16 protein-coding genes and 1 CRISPR repeat array (1 of these 17 cut by a window edge) are annotated in these 18,659 nt (G+C 69.7%); of the genes, 13 read left to right on the top strand and 3 right to left on the bottom strand.

The annotated features are described in order from the left end of the window. Window positions 1-36 precede the first annotated feature (36 nt). From EDC02_RS13975 to EDC02_RS39535, 4 genes are all read left to right on the top strand, one after another. Complete coding sequence (locus tag EDC02_RS13975) at window positions 37-567, top strand: DUF6346 domain-containing protein (protein ID WP_148083456.1); 531 nt, start codon at window positions 37-39, stop codon at window positions 565-567. 1 nt (window position 568) lies between these two features. Continuing rightward, on the top strand, window positions 569-1,072 hold the full coding sequence (locus EDC02_RS13970; RefSeq protein ID WP_123602338.1) for a hypothetical protein: 504 nt from the start codon (window positions 569-571) through the stop codon (window positions 1,070-1,072). Then, window positions 1,072-1,662: a hypothetical protein gene (locus tag EDC02_RS13965; protein WP_123602337.1), complete on the top strand. Its 591-nt coding sequence runs from the start codon at window positions 1,072-1,074 to the stop codon at window positions 1,660-1,662. Before EDC02_RS13970 ends, EDC02_RS13965 begins: the two co-directional genes overlap by 1 nt. 241 nt (window positions 1,663-1,903) lie before the next feature. Then, complete coding sequence (locus EDC02_RS39535; protein WP_148083455.1) at window positions 1,904-2,236, top strand: hypothetical protein; 333 nt, start codon at window positions 1,904-1,906, stop codon at window positions 2,234-2,236. 201 nt (window positions 2,237-2,437) lie between these two features. On the opposite strand, the gene EDC02_RS13960 is transcribed toward EDC02_RS39535, so the two are convergent. From EDC02_RS13960 to EDC02_RS13950, 3 genes are all read right to left on the bottom strand, one after another. Further along, entirely contained in the window at window positions 2,438-2,632 is a 195-nt protein-coding gene (locus EDC02_RS13960; RefSeq protein ID WP_123602336.1) for a DUF397 domain-containing protein, read from the bottom strand. Next, window positions 2,629-3,456 carry a helix-turn-helix transcriptional regulator gene (locus tag EDC02_RS13955; protein WP_123602335.1) on the bottom strand — a complete coding sequence of 276 codons (828 nt, stop codon included), beginning with the start codon at window positions 3,454-3,456 and terminating at the stop codon, window positions 2,629-2,631. The genes EDC02_RS13960 and EDC02_RS13955 overlap by 4 nt, the downstream gene beginning before the upstream one ends. Before the next feature lie 237 nt (window positions 3,457-3,693). Then, window positions 3,694-4,095: a hypothetical protein gene (locus tag EDC02_RS13950; RefSeq protein WP_123602334.1), complete on the bottom strand. Its 402-nt coding sequence runs from the start codon at window positions 4,093-4,095 to the stop codon at window positions 3,694-3,696. 355 nt (window positions 4,096-4,450) lie between these two features. Here EDC02_RS13950 and EDC02_RS13945 point away from each other — a divergent pair, with 355 nt between their 5' ends. The 9 genes from EDC02_RS13945 (at window position 4,451) to cas2 (ending at window position 17,956) form a co-directional block, all read left to right on the top strand. Continuing rightward, window positions 4,451-5,416, top strand: a complete 966-nt coding sequence (locus EDC02_RS13945; protein ID WP_123602333.1) for an endonuclease domain-containing protein — start codon at window positions 4,451-4,453, stop codon at window positions 5,414-5,416. 2 nt (window positions 5,417-5,418) lie between these two features. Next, the gene (locus tag EDC02_RS13940) at window positions 5,419-6,099 is read left to right on the top strand and encodes a hypothetical protein (RefSeq protein WP_123602332.1); all 681 of its coding nucleotides are present in this window, start codon (window positions 5,419-5,421) and stop codon (window positions 6,097-6,099) included. Further along, window positions 6,096-9,314, top strand: a complete 3,219-nt coding sequence (locus EDC02_RS13935; protein ID WP_123602331.1) for an ATP-binding protein — start codon at window positions 6,096-6,098, stop codon at window positions 9,312-9,314. Before EDC02_RS13940 ends, EDC02_RS13935 begins: the two co-directional genes overlap by 4 nt. A gap of 97 nt (window positions 9,315-9,411) precedes the next feature. Next, window positions 9,412-10,647, top strand: coding sequence for a type I-U CRISPR-associated RAMP protein Csb1/Cas7u (gene cas7u, locus EDC02_RS13930; RefSeq protein WP_123602330.1), 1,236 nt, complete (start codon window positions 9,412-9,414; stop codon window positions 10,645-10,647). Continuing rightward, window positions 10,644-12,170, top strand: coding sequence for a type I-U CRISPR-associated protein Csb2 (gene csb2 / locus EDC02_RS13925; protein WP_123602329.1), 1,527 nt, complete (start codon window positions 10,644-10,646; stop codon window positions 12,168-12,170). The genes cas7u and csb2 overlap by 4 nt, the downstream gene beginning before the upstream one ends. After that, window positions 12,167-14,998, top strand: coding sequence for a type I-U CRISPR-associated helicase/endonuclease Cas3 (gene cas3u, locus EDC02_RS13920; RefSeq protein ID WP_123602328.1), 2,832 nt, complete (start codon window positions 12,167-12,169; stop codon window positions 14,996-14,998). Before csb2 ends, cas3u begins: the two co-directional genes overlap by 4 nt. Then, window positions 14,995-16,056, top strand: a complete 1,062-nt coding sequence (locus EDC02_RS13915; RefSeq protein ID WP_123602327.1) for a hypothetical protein — start codon at window positions 14,995-14,997, stop codon at window positions 16,054-16,056. Before cas3u ends, EDC02_RS13915 begins: the two co-directional genes overlap by 4 nt. A 2-nt stretch (window positions 16,057-16,058) precedes the next feature. Then, window positions 16,059-17,657, top strand: a complete 1,599-nt coding sequence (gene cas1 / locus EDC02_RS13910; protein ID WP_123602326.1) for a CRISPR-associated endonuclease Cas1 — start codon at window positions 16,059-16,061, stop codon at window positions 17,655-17,657. Then, window positions 17,654-17,956, top strand: a complete 303-nt coding sequence (gene cas2 / locus EDC02_RS13905) for a CRISPR-associated endonuclease Cas2 (protein WP_123602325.1) — start codon at window positions 17,654-17,656, stop codon at window positions 17,954-17,956. Before cas1 ends, cas2 begins: the two co-directional genes overlap by 4 nt. Window positions 17,957-18,153: 197 nt before the next feature. Next, window positions 18,154-18,659: a CRISPR direct-repeat array (repeat unit 36 nt; unit sequence GTCGCAGCTCTCTCGGGAGCTGCCCTTCATTGAGGC); it runs 1,281 nt beyond the window's last position.

The raw sequence follows: 18,659 nt of genomic DNA, 5'->3' as shown, positions 1-18,659 counted from the left end.
TCACGCGAGATTCTAGCCTGGCGGAGATATGGTCCCGTGCTGTATCGGCTCCGCCAATTGTTTTTCATGATATTGACTCTTGCTGTTGCATCGGTGTTTTTATTCCTGTATTTAACGGTGATTTCTCTCTACCCGGGCACCGGCGTGGTTCGTCCGTACGGCCCGATCGAGCAGTCGGTCCAAGTGAAGGTCGAAGAGTGTCGCCGGGTAGGCCCTGTCAGTGACCAGGGGTTGGGGTACTGGTGGGTCTGCCGGCTCCTGATCGAGCGCGACAATGGGCGGACGGTCGAGGCGGTCGTCGGCGGCTCCGTCGTTACTCCGAAGGAGCTGGGGAGGGTCGTCACTATTCGTGAGGCGTGCCGTGATCCGGGGCAAAACGAATGCGCGTACGGCAAACCGGTTTCTCGCGTACTGGAGCTGCTCTACGGAGTCTTCCAGATCTTTAGTAGAGTGTTAGGTGTTTTCTTTATCTTGATGTCTTTGCTCTATTTGCTTCGGGTGTCTGTGGGGGCCCCGACCTATTTTCTATTGCTTGATAAGTGGCGAGGTGGGAAGGGGAGGGCCTGACATGATTTCGGCGGACGAATATTTGGGAGCTGTCCGGCGGCGATTCGTTGCCGCTGGGTGTGCGGTGACCGAGGAGGCCATCGGTCTGTTGCCGGTGGTCGTCGGATACCGGGCAAAGGTTCGACTATTGACGAGGATGCACAGCTTCGCGGTAGTGGCGAAGGTGGAGCGGGTCGACGAGGAGAGCCTGCGCGGGTACGTCGACGATGTGGTCAACCTCGGATTGGGGCGTAAGGGTCAGTGGCGCGGCATGCAGTCGGGCGTGATCGTGCTGCCCATCCTGGTGGCCGAGGCGGTGGACCCGGCCGCTGCTGCGCTGACCCAGAAGGCGTACCGGCTGAACCTCAACGGCTTCGCGGTGATGGCCCAACCCGCGGTGGTGGACGTGACCGCTGGCCGGGTGTGGACCTTCCGGGGAACCCGGTTGTGGGGCTACGCGTTCAACTCACTGATCAAGCAGTCGTACGAGGCGTACCTGCCGGAGCCGGCGGCTGAGTTGAGCTGATGGCGAACGGCTCCCTGCTTGGCCAGCCACCCACGGTTGGTTGGGCGGACGGCGTCGGTCGCGGCAAAGACATCTACGCTGTCGGGAGTGTGCATATGGTACGTATCAGTGAGTTGATTGAGCAGCGGCTGCTTGCCGACGGCTGTGAGGTGCTCAAAGAAGAGGTCGATGATGAGACCATCACGCTCGGCTATAAGTCGGAGTGGAGATGGCTGTGTCGAGTGCACGTACTCGTTGCTACGGTGGACAGGGCGGTGGCAACTGAGGAAGATGTCCGGGGTTTCACCCTCGAGGTCTTGACGGTGGCCGACAGTATGAACTTGAGGAACGGCCTCCAGTCGGGCGTACTGGTGATGCCGATACTGGTGGCGCCTGTCATCGGAGAGGAGATACCCGGAATGATGTCGCGATCCTTTCGCCTCGGGACTTCTGGGTTTGCGGCTATGGCTCAACCTGCTGTCGTGGATGCGGGCAGCGGTCGCGTATACACCTTTCGAGGACGTCGCCTGCTGGGTGCCGCCTTTGTGAAACTGATCCATGAAAAGATCGAAACCTATTTGGCTGCTCTTGCCGAGGGGCGGAATTCCTGAGCCTCGATCAACGTGCCTTGTGGCCGCCGATTGCTTTGAGATGGGCCCCGCGCTTCCCGCCTCCGGAGGCAATGGTTAACAGGGGCCTCGTCGATGGTGCTCTTCGATTGGGAGCGGCTGCTTGCTGAGCTGTCGGAAGACACGACTGCAAACTGACAAATACTGAGAGAGCTCAAGGTGGCGAGCGCCAAGTGGGAATCGACGTAGGCGATGTCGGGGCCATCGGGGAGAGGGTGGGGGCGTGGTCATCGTCACGGTGCTATTTATTATTGCGGGACTGGCTGCCCTTATTTGGATGGCCAACTGGCCCTTCGGTACGCCGTGGGCAAAGGAGCTCACTGACGAGGAGTGCCGTATTGAGGCCGAGCATAATCGGCGTCACCATCGTCGCGTGGCACTTACCTTTTTTCCGGCTCTCGCCTTCATGTTTGGAATTGCGTCGATCGCGATTTTCGTGGACCAGAAAAGTCAGTCTGCGGCAGTCGCCATGGGAGTGTGCTCGGTTGCGTGCGTAGGTGTGTTCGTTGCAGTGATCAAGGGAGGGCGGAGACGGCGGTCTTCGAAACGGCGATGAACTCCCGCCCTGTGGGAGGGGCATTCTGGCTGGGCGGGCGGATGTTGGGTGGTGGCATATAGGGAGATGCCGTGCCGGTTCCACAGGTACTACCCGACCAGCGTCCACGCTTCCTGGTCGAAAGCTGCCGTTGATTGACGTGCAGGCAGGGGGTGTGGGCTACCCGGGGTACCCGGTGGCCCACACCCCCACGGCTTGGGGTCAGTGGGGGAGAGCGCCGGTCTGCAGGGCGGTGGTGAAGGTGCCCCACTGGGCAGTGCTGAACGTCAAGGTGGGGCCGGTGCGGTCCTTGCTGTCGCGTACCTCGGCGCGGCCGGCGTACCGGCGGGCCTCGACGCACTCGCCGCCGTTGCCGGCGCTGCGGCTGGAGGTGAACCAGGGGGTGTCGGGCTTCATCGCAGGTGCTCCTCGATCGGGACCGGCTGTTGGCGGATCAGTCGGAAAACTCGACGGTACTCCGCCAGCTCTACCGGACGTTCCAGGTAGCGAGCGCCCATATGGGACTCGACGTAGACCACGTCCGGATCGTCGGGGTCGGCGAAGTCCAGGACGGTGAAAGCGCCTGCGAACGCAGCGTGGGCACCGGCGGACCAGGGTAGGACTCGAATCTCCACCCGTACTCGTCGACCGACGCTGGCCAGGTGGGCGCGCTGCTCGGCCATCACCGCCGGGCCGCCAACCTCGCGGACGAGGGCGCCCTCACCGAGGACGGCGACGATCCGGGCCGGCTCGGCTCGGTCGTAGTAGGAGATCTGCCGATCCAGCCGCAGCGACACCAGCCGCTCGACCTGCCGCTCGGACGCCTGCGGGTCGGCGGCACGGAACACCGCCCGCATGTAGTCCGGGGTCTGCAAGAGACCGTGGACCAACTCCGGGTTGTAGTTGTGGATCTCAGTGGCGGCGGCTTCGAGGCCGACATACAGCTGAAACCAATCCGGTACGGCGTCGCCGTGCGACTCCCACCAGCCCTGCTCGTCACACGCGGCGGCGAGTCGGGTCAGCGCGTCCGTCGTCTCCGGGTCGGCGCCGTAGAACCAGCAGAGACCGCGAACGGTGTTCATCTTGACCGGGAACTTGCCGTTCTCGATGCGCCACAACGTCGTACGCGAACAGACCTTGGCCCGCTCCACCTCCTGCTCGGTGCGGGCCGCCTCCTCGCGCAGCCGGTGCAGCCGCCGCCCCAGCTGACGGCGCACCACAGTCGGTCCGGTGACCGGCATCGCTTCACCTTCCTCTCATCTGACACACCCACCACCTATGCCAATGTTTCAAAATGAAACACCGTGCCGGGTCGGCCGCCGAAATCGCCACGTCCACTCGGGACGGAGTCGGCGTACGCGATGGATTCTGCCTTACCGGAGCGGGAGACGGGGTTCGCGACAACGGTGAATTCGACGGAGGTGGCGAGAGGATGTGGTGGGACGAGTCCATGAGCCTGCCGTGCCGGCGGGAGGTCGTCAGTCGCCTGATCCGCCGTCGCACCCGCCGCCGTCGGCGAACGTCGAGGATGGAGACGACGCAGAAGGCAGCGACGGCACGTCGTCGACGAGCTGCGGCCTGGCAGGGGGCAGGCTCGACCAGGACGTGGCCGTGCTCGCCGTCGAACTCGATCTCCAAGGGGTGTGATCTTCGTCGTCGGCTTCTATCCCCATGAACGTGCCGATGAGAAAGCCGCCCAGGACGGACCCGATCAGCACGAGGACGGCCGGCAGCAGAGGCCAATCAGTGAAGTGCATGAAAAAGATCAAGAAGTGGCCGCCGACGCAAAATCCGCCCAGGTAGCCCAGGACCCCGGTCTCGGCTGCGGCCTCCCGGAATCCGACCTTGTAACGTGGTCGACTGTAGTGCGACGACCCCATGCGAACGGTCCCTTCCGAACGTCGGGAACGGGTTCATCTCGAACGGTAGCGGCCGCCGTCAACTGGTGGCTAGAGCTGCGCACGGCCACCCCCGTCCTGATCGCGGTCCCGCAACGACACCGGCAGGCACTCCGCGACGTACTCAAGATCGATCCGAGCGATGGGTTGATTCGGGCACCCGTTGATCAGCTGATGACGGGTGCCGGGCGGTGGCGATACACCGACGTTCGGCTGATTGCCGATTCGATCAACGCTTCGCCAGGATGGGTGCCGACTTCTCACGTTAGGCGGGTCGTTGGTCTATTCGCTCTCGCAGATGCCGACTGGTCAGGTGGTGTGGATCAGGCACCTTCGCATGGGCGACTGGGACCGAGTGGTAGCGACGTCGCCGGACGCACCGGCCGTCGTCGTGCACCGTACCGCCGGGTCGTCGAGCCAGCAGGCGACCGTCGCCGCCGTCCTCGACGAGATGGAAACGACCGCCGGCCAGCTGTTCCCCGCCTGGCTGCCGGGAGCCGAAGGGATCACAACATCGGCCGGGGCCGCGCCGATCGCCGTACGCAGGCTCGCCGTCGCCCACGCCGCCGCCACCGCGCAGTCCGGCCCGTTCCTCGCCGACCTGGCGGCCGCCGCCCTGACCGGGTCGACCGCATACACCCGCCGGCACCAGCCCGAGGTGCGGGCGCGCGGGCTGGCCCGGGTCATCGCGGCCAGCTTCGGTCGACCGGCGTGCGCGCTGGTGCTGCGGCCGCCCGATCACCTCGACGAGGCGGCGACGTTGGCGCTGGCCCAGGCGGCGCAGTGGCTGGTCGACCACGGCCGGCTGACCGTGTGGATCGACAGCGATTCGCCGTACGGCGTCGAGAGCCGGCCGCGAGCGACGGAGCCGCCGCGCGTCGCAGCGTCACCGCCGGCCCGCCCGCGCCGTCAGCCGCGCGTCAGCACCCGACGGACGCCGAGCGTCGCCGGCAAGCCGCACCCGACCAGTCGCGCCGAAGTGACGCTCGAAGCCGCCCTGGCCCGGCGGACCTGGGCGGCCGGCCGCGCCTGGAACCACACCGTCCGGCCCGGTCCGCTGGTCAACCCCGTCCGGGTCGACCTGCTGTGGAAACGGGAACGGTGCGTCGTCGAGATCGACGGAGACGACCACCGTACGCCGGCCAAGTTCACCGAGGACCGGCACCGCGACGTGATGCTCCAGCTCAACGGGTACGCCGTACTCCGCTTCACCAACGCGCAGGTGCTCGACGACATCGACAACGTGCTCGTACTCCTGCAGCAGTTCCTCACCAACCGTCGACGCACCGGGAAAGGCCTTTGAACATGTCGGACGAGAAGCTGACCATGGTCGAGACGGCTGCTCTGCTCATCCTCTTCGCCGAGGACGGCGAACTGTCGAACGTGAAGATGACCCAGGAGCATGGCTGCAAGCTGGAGAAGAGATCCCGGGAGAAACTGGAAAGGTTGAAACTGATCGAGGTGGAAGGCGCTCCTCGGCGGATCGTGCTGCGGTTGAGCGACGCGGGCTGGGTGCGCTGCCGCGCCGAGTTCGCCGCCGGGTCGCCGCCACCACGCTCAGGGTCCCTGGGCGGTGCGCTCTACGCCGTACTGCTGAGGTTGGATCGCTTCCTGAACGCGCAGGGACTCAGCCTCGCTGATTTCATGAACGCCTCCAAGGAGCGCGGCAACGAAACGCCGGTCGAGGAGCCGGTAGCCGGCACCGGGTACAGGCCGGACGAGGCGGCCGTCGAGGAACGGGTGCGGGCGGCGTACCACGAACTCGCCCGCCAGGCCGGCGATCTGGTCGACCTTGCCGACCTGCGCGACCTGGTCGACGACCTCGACCGGGCCGACATCGACGCGGCCCTGCGCCGGCTGCACCGCCGACCCGGCGTCACCCTCGTGCCGGAAGCCAACCAGAAGGCCATCGACCCACGGACCCGGGCCGCCGCCGTTGTGGTCGGCGACCAGCCCAAGCACATGATCACCATGGCGGCGTCATGACCGAAGCGGCGCTGAAGGCACTCACCCACCTGCAGTTCAGCTACACCCCGACGATGAACGACGTCTGGCGGCGGGCGGCGTCCCACGTCGACGGGCTGCACACCGACGCGCTCCGGAGCATCCTCGACGGCCTGGCACTGGCGAAGAAGAACCCGGACACCAGCCCCATCGGCGTCGCCGTGCAGGGCCAACGCGGCGCGGGCAAGACCCACCTGCTCAGCCGGGTCCGCGAGTTGACCCAGCTCGACGGCGGCTACTTCTTCCTGATCAACCTGCTCGACGCCAACGCCTTCTGGCACAGCGTCGCCGTGTCCATGGTCGACGGCCTGCACCAGCCGGTGGACGACGACGGCACCACCCAGCTGCAGATGTTCCTGCACCGGCTCGTCGATGGCCTCGAACTGTCCGTGGTGACCCGGATGGCGGTGACCGGCCGGGCCCCGATGACCGTGGACCGGCTCAACGAGTTCGTGGCCGCCCTGAGCTGGTCGAACCGCCGGATCGGGATCGGCTGCCGGGACACCGCCCGCGCGCTGGCCCTGCTCGCCGGCATCGACCCGCGAGCACAGGACGTCGCCAACTCGTGGCTGCTCGCCAGCGACGAGGCCGAGCCCGGTGAACGCCTCGCCTGGGGCATCCGGCCGGCCCGGCGGCTGCCGCAGGAGATCGTCTCCGACGTGTCGCGGCTGCTGGCGCTGACCGGCCCGTCGGTGATCGCGGTCGACCAGGTCGACGGCCTGATCGCGCAGGTCGCCAACCGCAGCCACGTCTCCGGGCCGCCCAGCACCGGGGCAGCGGAGGACGGCTGGCGGGCGGCCGTCTCGATCGACCAGGTCGCCAGTGGCCTGATGGAGCTGCGGGAACTGACCCAGGGGACGCTGACCGTACTGTCGCTGCTGCCCGTCTCCTGGGCGTTGATCAAGAGCCACGCGGTCGACACCGCCCAGGACCGGTTCCGGGAAACCGCCCCGCTCGAATCGATCCCCGACGCCGACCTCGGCCGGGCACTGGTCGAGCGCCGGCTCGCGGCGCACTACGCCGAGGTCGGCTTCGTGCCGCCGTACCCGAGCTGGCCGGTGCGGCCCGAAGCGTTCGCCGACGCCGCCGATTTCACCCCACGGCAGCTGCTGATCAACGTCGAGAAACACATCCGCGCGTGCGTCCGCGACGGCCAGGTCACCGAGATGACCACGCTCACCACGGCCGCCGCCGAGAAGCCGACCGCCGAGGCGACACCGACCGCCCAAGCGACACCGACCGCCCAAGCGACACCGACACCGACGCAGACGTCGTCAATCCGGACACCGACGCCGGCCGCTGCCGGCTCGTCGTTGGGCACCCTTGATCAGCGGTACGCCGAACTGCGCGCTGCGGCCCAGGTAGCCGGGCTGCTCGACCCGGCCAACGAGGACACCCAGGTGCCGCAGCTGCTCGCCGCCGGGCTGCGCGCGTGGACGTGGGAAAGCGCGGACACCGACTTCGACCAGGACACGATCCCGGCCCGCCGGCCAGCCCTGCACGCCAGGCTGCGCCGCACCCTCGACGACACGACCGGCGACGAGGCGCACTGGGCGTTCCGGGCCATCGCCGCGCAGCACTACAACGCCGAGCTGGCCCGGCTGCGCAACGCCTGCGTGGCCGCCGGGCTGTCCCACGGCGTCGCCGACCGGCGACTGTTCATCCTGCGCAACGACGAGTGGCCGCAAACTCCTGCCGTGCGCAAGGCGGCGGACGATTTCGTCGCCGCCGGCGGGCGGACACTGCCGGTCACTGACGACGACCTGCGCAGCCTGGTCGCGCTGCGGACACTGCTCGCCGAGGAACCGGACGGACTGCAGGCCTGGCTGGCCGACCGGCGTCCCGCCTCGCGTACCGTGTTGTTGTCGGCCGCGCTCGTCGACGTCTCCCGCGAACCGGCCGCACCCGACCGACCCGGTCGCGAGTCGGCCGCCGCCGACGGCCCCGGACCGTACCTGCGGGTCGGCACCGAGTTCGACAACGGCGATCCGGTACGGGTGGAGCTGGCAGCGCTGCGCAAACACGTCGCGATCTTCGCCGGCTCCGGATCCGGCAAGACCGTCCTGATCCGGCGACTGGTCGAGGAGTGCGCGCTGCTCGGCGTGTCCGCGATCGTGCTGGACCCCAACAACGACCTGGCCCGGCTCGGTGACCCGTGGCCGCAGCCGCCGACGGCATGGGGCGACGGCGACGCGCGGGCCGCCGCCGACTACCTCGCCGCGACCGACGTCGTGGTGTGGACGCCCGGACGGGAGGGCGGCCGGCCGTTGACGTTCCAGCCGCTGCCGGACTTCTCCGGCGTACGCGACGATCCGGACGAGTTCACCCAGGCGGTGGACAGCGCGGTCGACGCGTTGGCCCCACGCGCCAAGGTGGCCGCCACCACCGCGAAGGCGATGCGCGGCCAGGCCGTCCTGCGGCAGGCGTTACGCCACTACGGCCGGCACAGCGACACGGCCACCCTGGCCGGGCTGATCGCCCTGCTCCGCGATCTGCCCGACGGGGTGAGCGAGCTGGCCGGAGCGGCGGCGATCGCCGCCGACCTGGCCGAAAACCTGGAAGCGGCGCGGATCAACGACCCGCTGTTCGGCGGTACGGGCGAGTCGGCCGACCCGGGCACGCTGCTGACCCCGGCCCCGGGTAAACGCGCCCGCGTCTCGGTGATCAGCTTCGTCGGACTGCCGGGGGAGGAGAAGCGGCAGGGGTTCGTGAATCAGCTGCAACTGGCCCTCTTCGGTTGGATCAAGCGGAACCCGGCGGGGGACCGGCCGCTGGGCGGGCTGCTGGTGATGGACGAGGCGCAGACCCTCGCGCCCTCCGGGCCGATCACACCCTGCACCCGCAGTACGTTGATGCTCGCCTCCCAGGCCCGTAAGTACGGGCTCGGCCTGGTCTTCGCCACCCAGGCGCCGAAGGGCCTGCACAGTCAGATCCCCGGCAACGCGGCGACGCAGTTCTTCGGGCTGCTCAACGCGCCGGTACACATCGAGGCGGCCCGTGAGATGGCCCGCTTCAAGGGCGGCGACGTGCCGGACATCTCCCGGCTGACCAGCGGACAGTTCTACGTCGCGGTCGAGGGGCAGCCGTTCCGCAAGGCCCGTACGCCGCTCTGCCTCAGCCACCACCCGGCCAGCCCACTGACCGCCGAAGACGTCCTCGCCCGCACCCAGCCAAAGAATGTCGCCACCGGACGATAGGGTGTCGCCCGCCAAGCAATCCCCTATCGGCGCTTCAGTACTTCCGTCCTCGGTGAGTGCTGCCCCCGCGCCGATGCAAATGCGAAAGGAATTCTGAGTGCGTTCATTGGATCTTGATGTGTTGCTGGCCGCCGGGTCGCCGGGCGGGTCGAGTTGCCTGACGTCGACGACCACCTTGGAGCCGGCCGGTGGCCGGCACACGTCGGTCGCCCCGGCCAAGTTCGCCCCCGAGCGCGGGAAGGGGTCGGTGTACGCGTACGAGCAGCGGTTCCTTGGCGACGAGAGCCGGTACGCCGCGATCATCGATAGCAAGCAATCCCAGCTCAACCGGGCCGAGCAGGCCCTCGCTCAGGCCATCGAGGACGGACATTCGCTGCTGTCGCGGGTGCCGCACGTGCAGGTCACCTACGAGCGAGACGGCGCGGTCGAGCGCTACTACGACCTGACGCTGCCGCACCGGGTCTTCGACGGTCACATCCGCGCCGGGACGATCGACGGGGTGCCGACCACGCAGACTCCCGAGTACCGGGCGGTGCGGGACGCGAGCCCGGCGAACGCGCGGGCGCTACTGGAAACCAGCCCGGTGACCCTGGTCCTCGGCGGCTGGGATTCGAGCCGGCGCAGCCGGCAGGGCCGCTGGCGCAGCGCACTGGTCGGGGAGATCGTCGGTTTCGTCGCGGCAAGCCGGGACGAGACCGGCTTGTTGAGCGCACCACGGCCCGCGCTGCGCGGCGGAGCGCGGGTCGACCCGGTCGGCATGCAGATCAACCTCGACAAGAAGACGATGACCGAGACAGCGAACCGGCAGCAGGCCGAGTTGAGCCCAGCCACGCATAGCAAGATCCTCAAGGCGGCCAATGCGATCAAGGCCGGCACCGCGGAGTCGGCGTCCGCGCTCGGCCTCGGCGGCATCCCGCCGACGTTGGACCAGCTGGCCGGCGTCGCCTGCGACACCATCATCCGTACGCATGTGTTGTCCTTCGCGACGCTGCGGCAGATGCGCTTCGGCGCCGGCGTCGACGGCGACGCCGCCTGCCGGGCACTGCTGGCCGCGTTGGCGCTCAACGCCCTCGCCCGCTCCGACGCCGAACTGTGCCTGCGGGCCAACTGCGACCTGGTCGAAGCCGAGCAGCCGAAGGTCCGGCTCGACCAGCGCGGCGGATCGTTCGCCGACGTCGAGCCGCTGAGCATCGACGCCGCCGACCTGCTGCTCGGCGAAGCCCTCGCACACGCCGAGAAGGTCGCCGACATCACCTGGTCAGGGCTGGCGATGCGGGTCGACGGCAACCCGGACATCGTCTCCGGCGCGCTCGAAACGGGTGACGACCAGTGAGCTTCGCGATCGTCGCCGAACCGGTCCTCGGCGTCTACAAGGGGCACGTCGGCAGCGGTGAGCTCGACCCGCTGCCGTCGCCGGCCCGGCTGCACGCCGCCCTGCTCTGCGCTGCCGCCCAAGGCGTGCGGGCGGTCCCCGACGGCGACAGCCTGCAGCCCTGCGACATCGACCGGGAGGCGCTGCGCTGGCTGGAGGCCAACCCGCCGGACGGCATCGCCGTGCCACAGACGCTGCCCAACGGCGGTGGCGCGACGGCGTACCGGCAGGAGGGTTTGATCGTCAAGGAAGGCCGCGGCCCGCTGTCGGACAAGCTGGTCGGCAAGCCGGCGGTGACCGGTGTCGCGGTGACCGGACGGTACGCATGGACGTGGGAGCAGCCGCCGCCGGAGCCGGTCGCCGCCGCGCTGACCGCGCTCTGCCCCGAGGTGCCCTACCTCGGCACGACCGAGTCACCGGTGCGGCTCGTCGTCGCCGAGGCCGATCCGACGCACCGCCTCGACCCCGACGCCGACCTGTTCACCGGCGACGGCCTCGACCTGGCGGTAGCCGTCGCCGGCCGGTCCGACGCTCTGGAAGCGGCGCACCGGGAGTCGACGGCCGTGCCGCCGCTCAAGTCCGACGCGCACCGCTCCAGCGAGAAGACGGTCGCGCCGCCGATCGTGACCGCCGGCGTCGAACTCGGCCGGTACGCCCGCGCGGAGGAGCCGCCCCCACCGACACCATGGACGTCGGTGCTGCTGTTCGGTATGGCCGGGCCGGTCCCGCCACAGCTGCGGGTGCGGTACGCGGTCGCCGTACACCGGGCGTTGGTCTCGCTCGTCGGCGACGGCGCGCCCGCGATCCTCACCGGCGCGTACGGCGACAACGTGCCGCAGCCGGCGAACCGGTGCGCCATCCAGTTCCTCGGCCCGGACGCGCCGCACGTCGACGGCAGCGCGATGGCGCTGCTGCTGCCCCGCGACGCCGACGACATCGACCTGACCCTGATCCGGATGGCCGCGCACCACCTGCGGCAGGTCAAGGTCTCCGCCGGCCCGTTCGGTGTCAAACCGCCGGTCGAGGTCGCGGCCGACGAGTTCTGGCCCGAGCCGGCCGCCGGCACCCAGCGGTGGTGGCAGACCGACCCGGTCGCCGTACCCGACAGCCGGCCGCCGCGCGTCCGCGTCCGCGACTGGTCCCTCGCCGACGCCGCAGCGTTGTCGGTCGCTTTGGTGTGGCGCGACGAGTTCGAGAAGGTGCCGGAGCGGGGCGAGGCCCGCTACCAGGCGTTGGCGCGGGCGGCGTCCGCGCGCGGGGTCCGGGTCGAATCAGCGGTACGGGTGATGGACGGCGACGTCGGCCGGTACGTGCACAAGGTCCACAGTGACACGCTGATCCAGCCGTACCGGGCGGTGCTCAACCTGGGCAACCTCACCGGGCCTCGGACGATCGCCGCCATTGGGCAGAGCCGGCACCTCGGCGGCGGCCTGCTGGTGCCCCGGGACCTGCCGGAGTCCATCGCCCGCCGGCTGGCCCGGTGAGCGTCGAGCGCGCCGACTTCGGCGCCTTCTTCGCCGCCGTCCGCACCGGACAGCAGCCGTTCCGCTGGCAGGAGCGGCTGCTCGACCACCTGCTGGCCACCGGCCGCTGGCCGGACCAGCTGGTCGCGCCGACCGGGGCCGGCAAGACCAGCGTCATCGACGTGCACGTGTTCGCGGTGGCGATGATGGCCGCCGGCCACCCGGTACGGGTACCGCGCCGGCTCGCGCTGGTCGTCGACCGCCGGGCACTCGTCGACGACCAGCACCAACACGCGACGGCGATCGCCGGGCTGCTGGCGGCCGCCCGAGGCGACAGCCGGACCGTGCTGGCCCGGGTCGCCGCCGCGCTCGACTCGCTGCGTACCGGGGCCACCGGGCGCGGCGGGCGGGGCGGTGACCCGGCGGCGAGCCCGCTGACGGTGGCGTTGCTGCGCGGCGGCGCGCCACCGTCGCGGTCCTGGCTGGACGAACCGGTCGGTGCGGCGGTGCTCTGTGCCACCCCCGACATGTGGGGGTCACGGCTGCTGCTCGCCGGCTACGGATCGCGGGCACAGGCCCGGCCACGGGAAGCCGGGCTGCTCGCATACGACACGGTCGCCGTCGTCGACGAGGCACACCTGTCCCGGCAGTTGGTGACCACCGCCCGGCGGGTCGCCGAACTGGCCGCCGTCACCGACGAACCACTCGGCGTACCGGTGCTGCAGGTCGTCGAGACCACCGCCACGCCGCACGCCGACGCCGGGGTGGCCGTCGGCGTCGAAACCGACGACCTGGCCGTGGACGCGCCGCTGCGGCAGCGGCTGACCAGCCCGAAGCCGGTGACCCTGCGGCCGATCCCGGCCTGGCCGATCCCACGCAGCGGCCCGGCCTTCAAGGCGGGCGTCGCGGCGCTGGCCGACGAGGCGGTACGGCTACGTGAGGCAGTACGGTCGGGTGACGCGTACGGCACGACAGTCGGCTGTTTCGTCAACACCGTCGCGGTCGCCGCCGCCGTCGCCGCCGAACTGCGCGCCCGGGACCTGACCGTCGAGTTGATCTGCGGCCGGCTGCGGCCGTACGACGTGGACCGGTTGCGGCCGCCCGCGTCGAACCTGCTCAGCCTCGGCGGCGATCCGAAGGTCGACGTCCTGGTCAGCACCCAGAGTCTCGAAGTCGGTGTAGACCTGGATCTGGCGGCGGCCGTGACCGAGCTGGCACCCGGTGGGGCGCTCGCCCAGCGAGCCGGCCGGGTCAACCGGCTCGGCGTCCGTCCCGTCACCGAGATCAGCGTGCTGGTGCCGGCCGACGAGTTGCCCGACGCGGCCCAGTACGGGCCGTACCAGCGGGACGACCTGTCGGCGGCGCTCGCCTGGCTGGCCGGGCGGGCCGTAGACCCGGCGGGCCTCGCCCCGTGGGCGCTGCGCGACCCCCGGCCGCCGGCCCCGGCGCTGCGGCGGGACCTGCTGCAACGGCTGGAGCTGGCGCAAGCGTGGCACCTTGCTCGGACCAGCGACGACCTCGCTGCCGCCGCGCAGGACGACCTCGACCTGTGGCTCTCCGACGACCTCGACGCAGCCGACCACGAGTTCGGCATCGTCGTCCGGCGGGCGCTGCCGGCCGACACCGCCGACGCCGTCAAGCTGATCGAGGCGCTGCCGCCCCGCCCGCACGAGGTCTTCCCGGTGTCGATCAGGCTGGCGACCAGGATCTGGGACCGGCTGAAGGAACTGGCGGAGGCAGCGGCCAAGGCCGGTCCGGACCCGGTGCCCGTACCGATGCTGGTCCGACCCACGGATCCCGCGCCGCGCCCGCTGACCGTCGACGACCGGATTCGCCCCGGCGACATACTCGTCCTCGACGACACCACTGCGCTGTTCACCTCCAAGGTCGTCGACCCGGCCGGCACCGAACGGGTCGACGACGTGCTCGACGCCCTCGGCGAGCCGAAAGCCGGCGAGGTGGTACTCCGGATCGAAGGGGACACCGCCGGGCACCGCCGGTTCCTCGACGCCGTCGCCGCCACCGTCGTCGACCAGGACGACCCGGACACTCCAGGTGCCGCCGAACTGGAACCGACGGAGATCGCCCAGCTGCTGCGGGTACACCGCGACAAGCTGACACCGCAGCCGATGGTGGTCGCGGCGGCGGCCCTGCTCGATCGGCCGGAGACCGAACGGGCCGGGGCCGAGGTGATTCCGCACTGGCAGGAATCCGACGACGGCAAGCCGGAACTTGCCCGACTCATCGTCGTCGACCTGCGGAAGGCCACCGATGACGACGAGTTGCGCCAGAGCTGGACCCCGCGCCGTCGCAGGGTGCTGTTGCATCGGCACGCCGACGCCGTCGCCGACCGCGCCGAAACAGTCGCCGACCGGCTCGGCCTTCCCGCCGAGCTGGTGGCGGTGCTGAGGCTGGCCGGCCTGCACCACGACGACGGCAAATCGGATGAACGCTTCCAAAGGCGGCTCAACGCCGACCCGGCCGAGCCGCTACGGGACGCGCGACGGGACCGGAAGCTGCTGAAGGAATCAGGACTGCCGACCGGATGGCGCCACGAACAGCTCTCCGTGGTCCGAGCATGGCTGCAGCTGTCGACACAGGACGATGCAAGTCGGGAGCTGATCGTCCGGCTGGTCGGCACCAGCCACGGACACGGCCGGCACGGCTTCCCGCACACCGCCGGGCAGCTCGTCGGCGCTGTCGACGCTACCGCCGAGGACCTGTTCGACGAGGGCCGGTGGGACGAACTGATCGAACGCACCCATCGCCGTTGGGGGGTGTGGGGCTGCGCCTACCTGGAAGCGCTGCTCCGTGCCGCCGACGGGCAGGTCTCCGCGGAGGGATCATGACCGACTTCGTACTGTCACACGCCGACCCGTACACGATGTTGTCGCACATGACGCTGTACGGGTTCGCCGCCATCGCCGAGGACGCCGGCCTCGACGACGTCCGGCTCTCCTGGACGCCCGGCATGAACTCTCGCCCGGTGCTCAGCGCACCGGAGGCCAGCCTGGAGGCGATCGGCGAGATCGTCCGCCGGCACGCCGCCCGCCACGACGACCCGGACGCCTGGCCCAGCCGGCAGCTGCGCGCCGGCGAACAGCGAGCCCTGATGAGCCCTCGGATCAGCGTCATCACCACCGGGGACGGCTGGCGTGACCTGCAGCACCGCCGGCATCAGGTGCTCGACCAGCTCACCGACGCACGGGCGATGCTCGACCTGCAGCTGATCGCCGCACTCGGCGAACCGGCCTACTGGAGCCGCAACGGCAAAGGCGACCGGCTGCAGGACGACGGTGCCAGCCGGCTGGAAATGCAGCCCCGCAACCAGGGCTCCGAGTTCGTCGGCAACCGACTCCGGCCCCTCGCCGCAGCGGTCGCCGCCCGTACCGCCGAAGAGGTCGCCGACGGGCTGGCTGGCCGCCGGGTCCGCGACGAGATCGCCAAAGACAAACCCGACAGCCGTACGCCGACCGGCTTCGCCGCCCCCAGCCCGACCGACAACGCGGTGGCCTGGTGCGCGCTCTGGGGCATCTCGCAGTTTCCGATCGCACAGCGGGTCAACGCGACCGCCACCACCACCGGCCACCTCGGACGGGCAACGGGCGGCTGGTTCTGCGTACCCGTGTGGACCGGGCGGTGGCGCACGGCCCGGCACCGGACGGTCCTCGCCAGCGGGCAGCTGGCCCGGTTCGCGGCGGCCGGACTGTCGCCGAAGGCGCCCGGCATGCCATCGGAGAGTAAACCGGTCGATGGCGAGCCCGCCCGAGGATGGTTGGCCGCCCGGGGCGTCACCGCTGTCATCCGCTTCCCGGTGCAGCGGTTCGGCAGCGACAGCGCCCCCGAACGCCGTGCCATGCGCGGCGAGCCGATCAAGATCGACAAGCCACTCGTCGCGAGACGATGACGATGACGACGCCGGAACTGCTTCCGATCAGCCTGGTGGCGCACCAGGCGTTCTGCCCACGCCGGGCCTGGCTGGAAGCAGCCGGCGAGTCGACCGACACCCATCAGGTGCAGGTCGGCGTCCAGGCCCACACCCCGGCCGACGACCCGACCGGGTCGCGGTCCCGGCGCTACCGGGCCGTCGACGTGGTCAGTCACGACCTCGGGGTGTACGGCCGCTGCGACACCGTCGAGCTCGACGACGACGCCGCGATGACCGTCGTCGAACACAAGGCCACCCCGGTGCGCCGCCGGCCGGAAGTCACCGAACCGATGCGGATCCAGGTCGCCCTCCAGGCTCGGGCGCTGGCAGACATGGGTTACCCGGTGGCCGGGCAGGCGGTCTACTTCACCAACCACCGGGTACGGGTCGACATCACCCTGTCGCCGGCCGATGTGGCGGCCGCCCGGGAGATGGTGGCGGCAACCGCGCGTACGCTGGACGCCGAGCAGGCCCCGCCGCCGCTGGAGAACGACCGACGCTGCTCCCGCTGCTCACACATCAGCGTCTGCCTGCCCGACGAACGCCCGCTCGCGCCGGTGACCCGCCGGATCGTCGTCGCCGACCCGGACACCCAGGTCCTGCACCTGACCACGCCGGGGTCGCGTGCGTACGTCGAGCGAGGCCGGATCGAGGTCAGCAAGAGCGGCGAGAAGCTTGGGTCGTTTCCGATCGAACGCGTGCAGGGCCTGGTGGTGCACGGCAACGTCGACCTGTCCAGCGGCCTGATCAGGGAGGTGCTGTGGCGCAGCCTGTCCGTGGTGTGGTGCACCAGCACCGGCCGGGTTACCGGCTGGGCGCGGCCGGCGCAGGGGCCCAACGGCGGCCCGCGGCTGCTGCAGCACGTCGCCTCCCACAACGGGCGCATCGACCTGGCCCGACAGTTCGTCACCGCGAAGATCGCCAACCAGGCGACGTTGCTGCGCCGGCACGGCAACGCCCCGGACACGGTGACCCGGCTGCGCGAGCTACAACGCGCAGCCCTCGACGCGCTGTCGTTGACGGACCTGTTCGGCATCGAAGGTGAGGCCGCCGCCAGTTACTTCGCCCAGTTCCTCACTATGTTCCGGCCGAAGGTCGTCGAGGCCGAGCAGCTGACCTTCTCCGTACGGACCCGACGCCCAGCCCGCGATCCGATCAACGCCGCGTTGAACCTCTGCTACGGGCTGCTGACCGCCGACATCCTACGGGCCGTCGTCGCCTGCGGGCTCGACCCGCACGCTGGCTTCCTGCACAGCTCCGGCCGCAACAAGCCGGCGTTGGCTCTCGACCTGGTCGAGGAGTTCCGGGCAGCCGTCGCCGACTCGGTCGTCATCACCGCGTTCAACAACGGCGAGCTCCGCGTCCGGGACTTCACAACGGTGCTCGGCACCACCCGGATCAGCGCGAACGGACGGAAAGCGCTCATCGCCGGTTACGAACGCCGGGTTACCGGCACGTTCCGCCACCCGATCTTCGGCTACGAGGTGAGCTGGCGGCGCGCGATGGAGATCCAGGCGCGCCTGGTGCTCGGCGTGATCGACGGGACGCAGCCCCGATACGAGGGGATCAAGATCCGATGAGCCTGGACGACGTACGGCGTTATTTGATCGCCTACGACGTTTCCGACGACGTCCGCCGCACGCGGGTGGCCAAGAAGCTCGAATCGTACGGCGACCGCGTCCAGTACAGCGTGTTTGTCGTGGATGCCCGTCCGGCGAAGATCCTGCGGCTACGGGCCGAGCTGACCGACATGATCAACCAGGGTACGGATTCGATCCTGTTCTGCGACCTGGGTACGCTGCGAGAGCGCGCCAGCCGATCCCTCGACGTGATCGGCCAGGGTCGGCCGATCACCGGCCACGGCCCCGCGATTCTGTAGCCCCGCCCGTCACCCGCCGCGAAGGGTCCGTCGTGACGGCCGTGAGCGCGGACCCTTCGCGGAGCTGTTTTACCTGTTCAGATGCCATTCTATAGTGGATAAAAGCGGCTGTCGGGGCGTCGCGAGGCCCTCCGTCGACGGACCCTTCGCGGACCCCTCGCTCCACCGCAGGTCGGGAGGGGTAAGATTCGGACCCAGTCGCAGCTCTCTCGGGAGCTGCCCTTCATTGAGGCTGCCACAGTCGACGGCGCCGGAATGCTCAACCTAGTCGCAGCTCTCTCGGGAGCTGCCCTTCATTGAGGCCTGCTGCTGGCAACCCAGCCGAACATCTCGGCGTCGTCGCAGCTCTCTCGGGAGCTGCCCTTCATTGAGGCACCGCCGGCAGCGGTGGGGTGTCGCTGTGGACCTACGGGTCGCAGCTCTCTCGGGAGCTGCCCTTCATTGAGGCTCAACGCGAGCTGGCCGAGCGTGCCGGCATGCGCCCTAGTCGCAGCTCTCTCGGGAGCTGCCCTTCATTGAGGCATCGGCCGCTGGCGCACCCTCGCCGCCCGAGCCCGAGCCGGTCGCAGCTCTCTCGGGAGCTGCCCTTCATTGAGGCCTCGCGAAGTTTGTTTCCACCGCAGGTCACAGCGGGGTCGCAGCTCTCTCGGGAGCTGCCCTTCATTGAGGCGTGGTCGAGTCCGGCCGTGACGATGGCCGCGCC

Source organism: Micromonospora sp. Llam0, assembly GCF_003751085.1.
Lineage (GTDB): Bacteria > Actinomycetota > Actinomycetes > Mycobacteriales > Micromonosporaceae > Micromonospora_E.
Note: the sequence above shows the minus strand (reverse complement) of the source record. Positions and strands in the feature narration are given on the sequence as shown.

Coding starts and splice junctions, on each gene's coding strand:
- cas1 (WP_123602326.1), top strand. CDS start 16,059: ATGACGACGCCGGAACTGCTTCCGATCAGCCTGGTGGCGCACCAGGCG.
- EDC02_RS13950 (WP_123602334.1), bottom strand. CDS start 4,095: ATGGGGTCGTCGCACTACAGTCGACCACGTTACAAGGTCGGATTCCGG.
- EDC02_RS13945 (WP_123602333.1), top strand. CDS start 4,451: ATGGGCGACTGGGACCGAGTGGTAGCGACGTCGCCGGACGCACCGGCC.
- cas2 (WP_123602325.1), top strand. CDS start 17,654: ATGAGCCTGGACGACGTACGGCGTTATTTGATCGCCTACGACGTTTCC.
- EDC02_RS13970 (WP_123602338.1), top strand. CDS start 569: ATGATTTCGGCGGACGAATATTTGGGAGCTGTCCGGCGGCGATTCGTT.
- EDC02_RS13960 (WP_123602336.1), bottom strand. CDS start 2,632: ATGAAGCCCGACACCCCCTGGTTCACCTCCAGCCGCAGCGCCGGCAAC.
- EDC02_RS13955 (WP_123602335.1), bottom strand. CDS start 3,456: ATGCCGGTCACCGGACCGACTGTGGTGCGCCGTCAGCTGGGGCGGCGG.
- EDC02_RS13915 (WP_123602327.1), top strand. CDS start 14,995: ATGACCGACTTCGTACTGTCACACGCCGACCCGTACACGATGTTGTCG.
- EDC02_RS13935 (WP_123602331.1), top strand. CDS start 6,096: ATGACCGAAGCGGCGCTGAAGGCACTCACCCACCTGCAGTTCAGCTAC.
- EDC02_RS13965 (WP_123602337.1), top strand. CDS start 1,072: ATGGCGAACGGCTCCCTGCTTGGCCAGCCACCCACGGTTGGTTGGGCG.
- EDC02_RS13940 (WP_123602332.1), top strand. CDS start 5,419: ATGTCGGACGAGAAGCTGACCATGGTCGAGACGGCTGCTCTGCTCATC.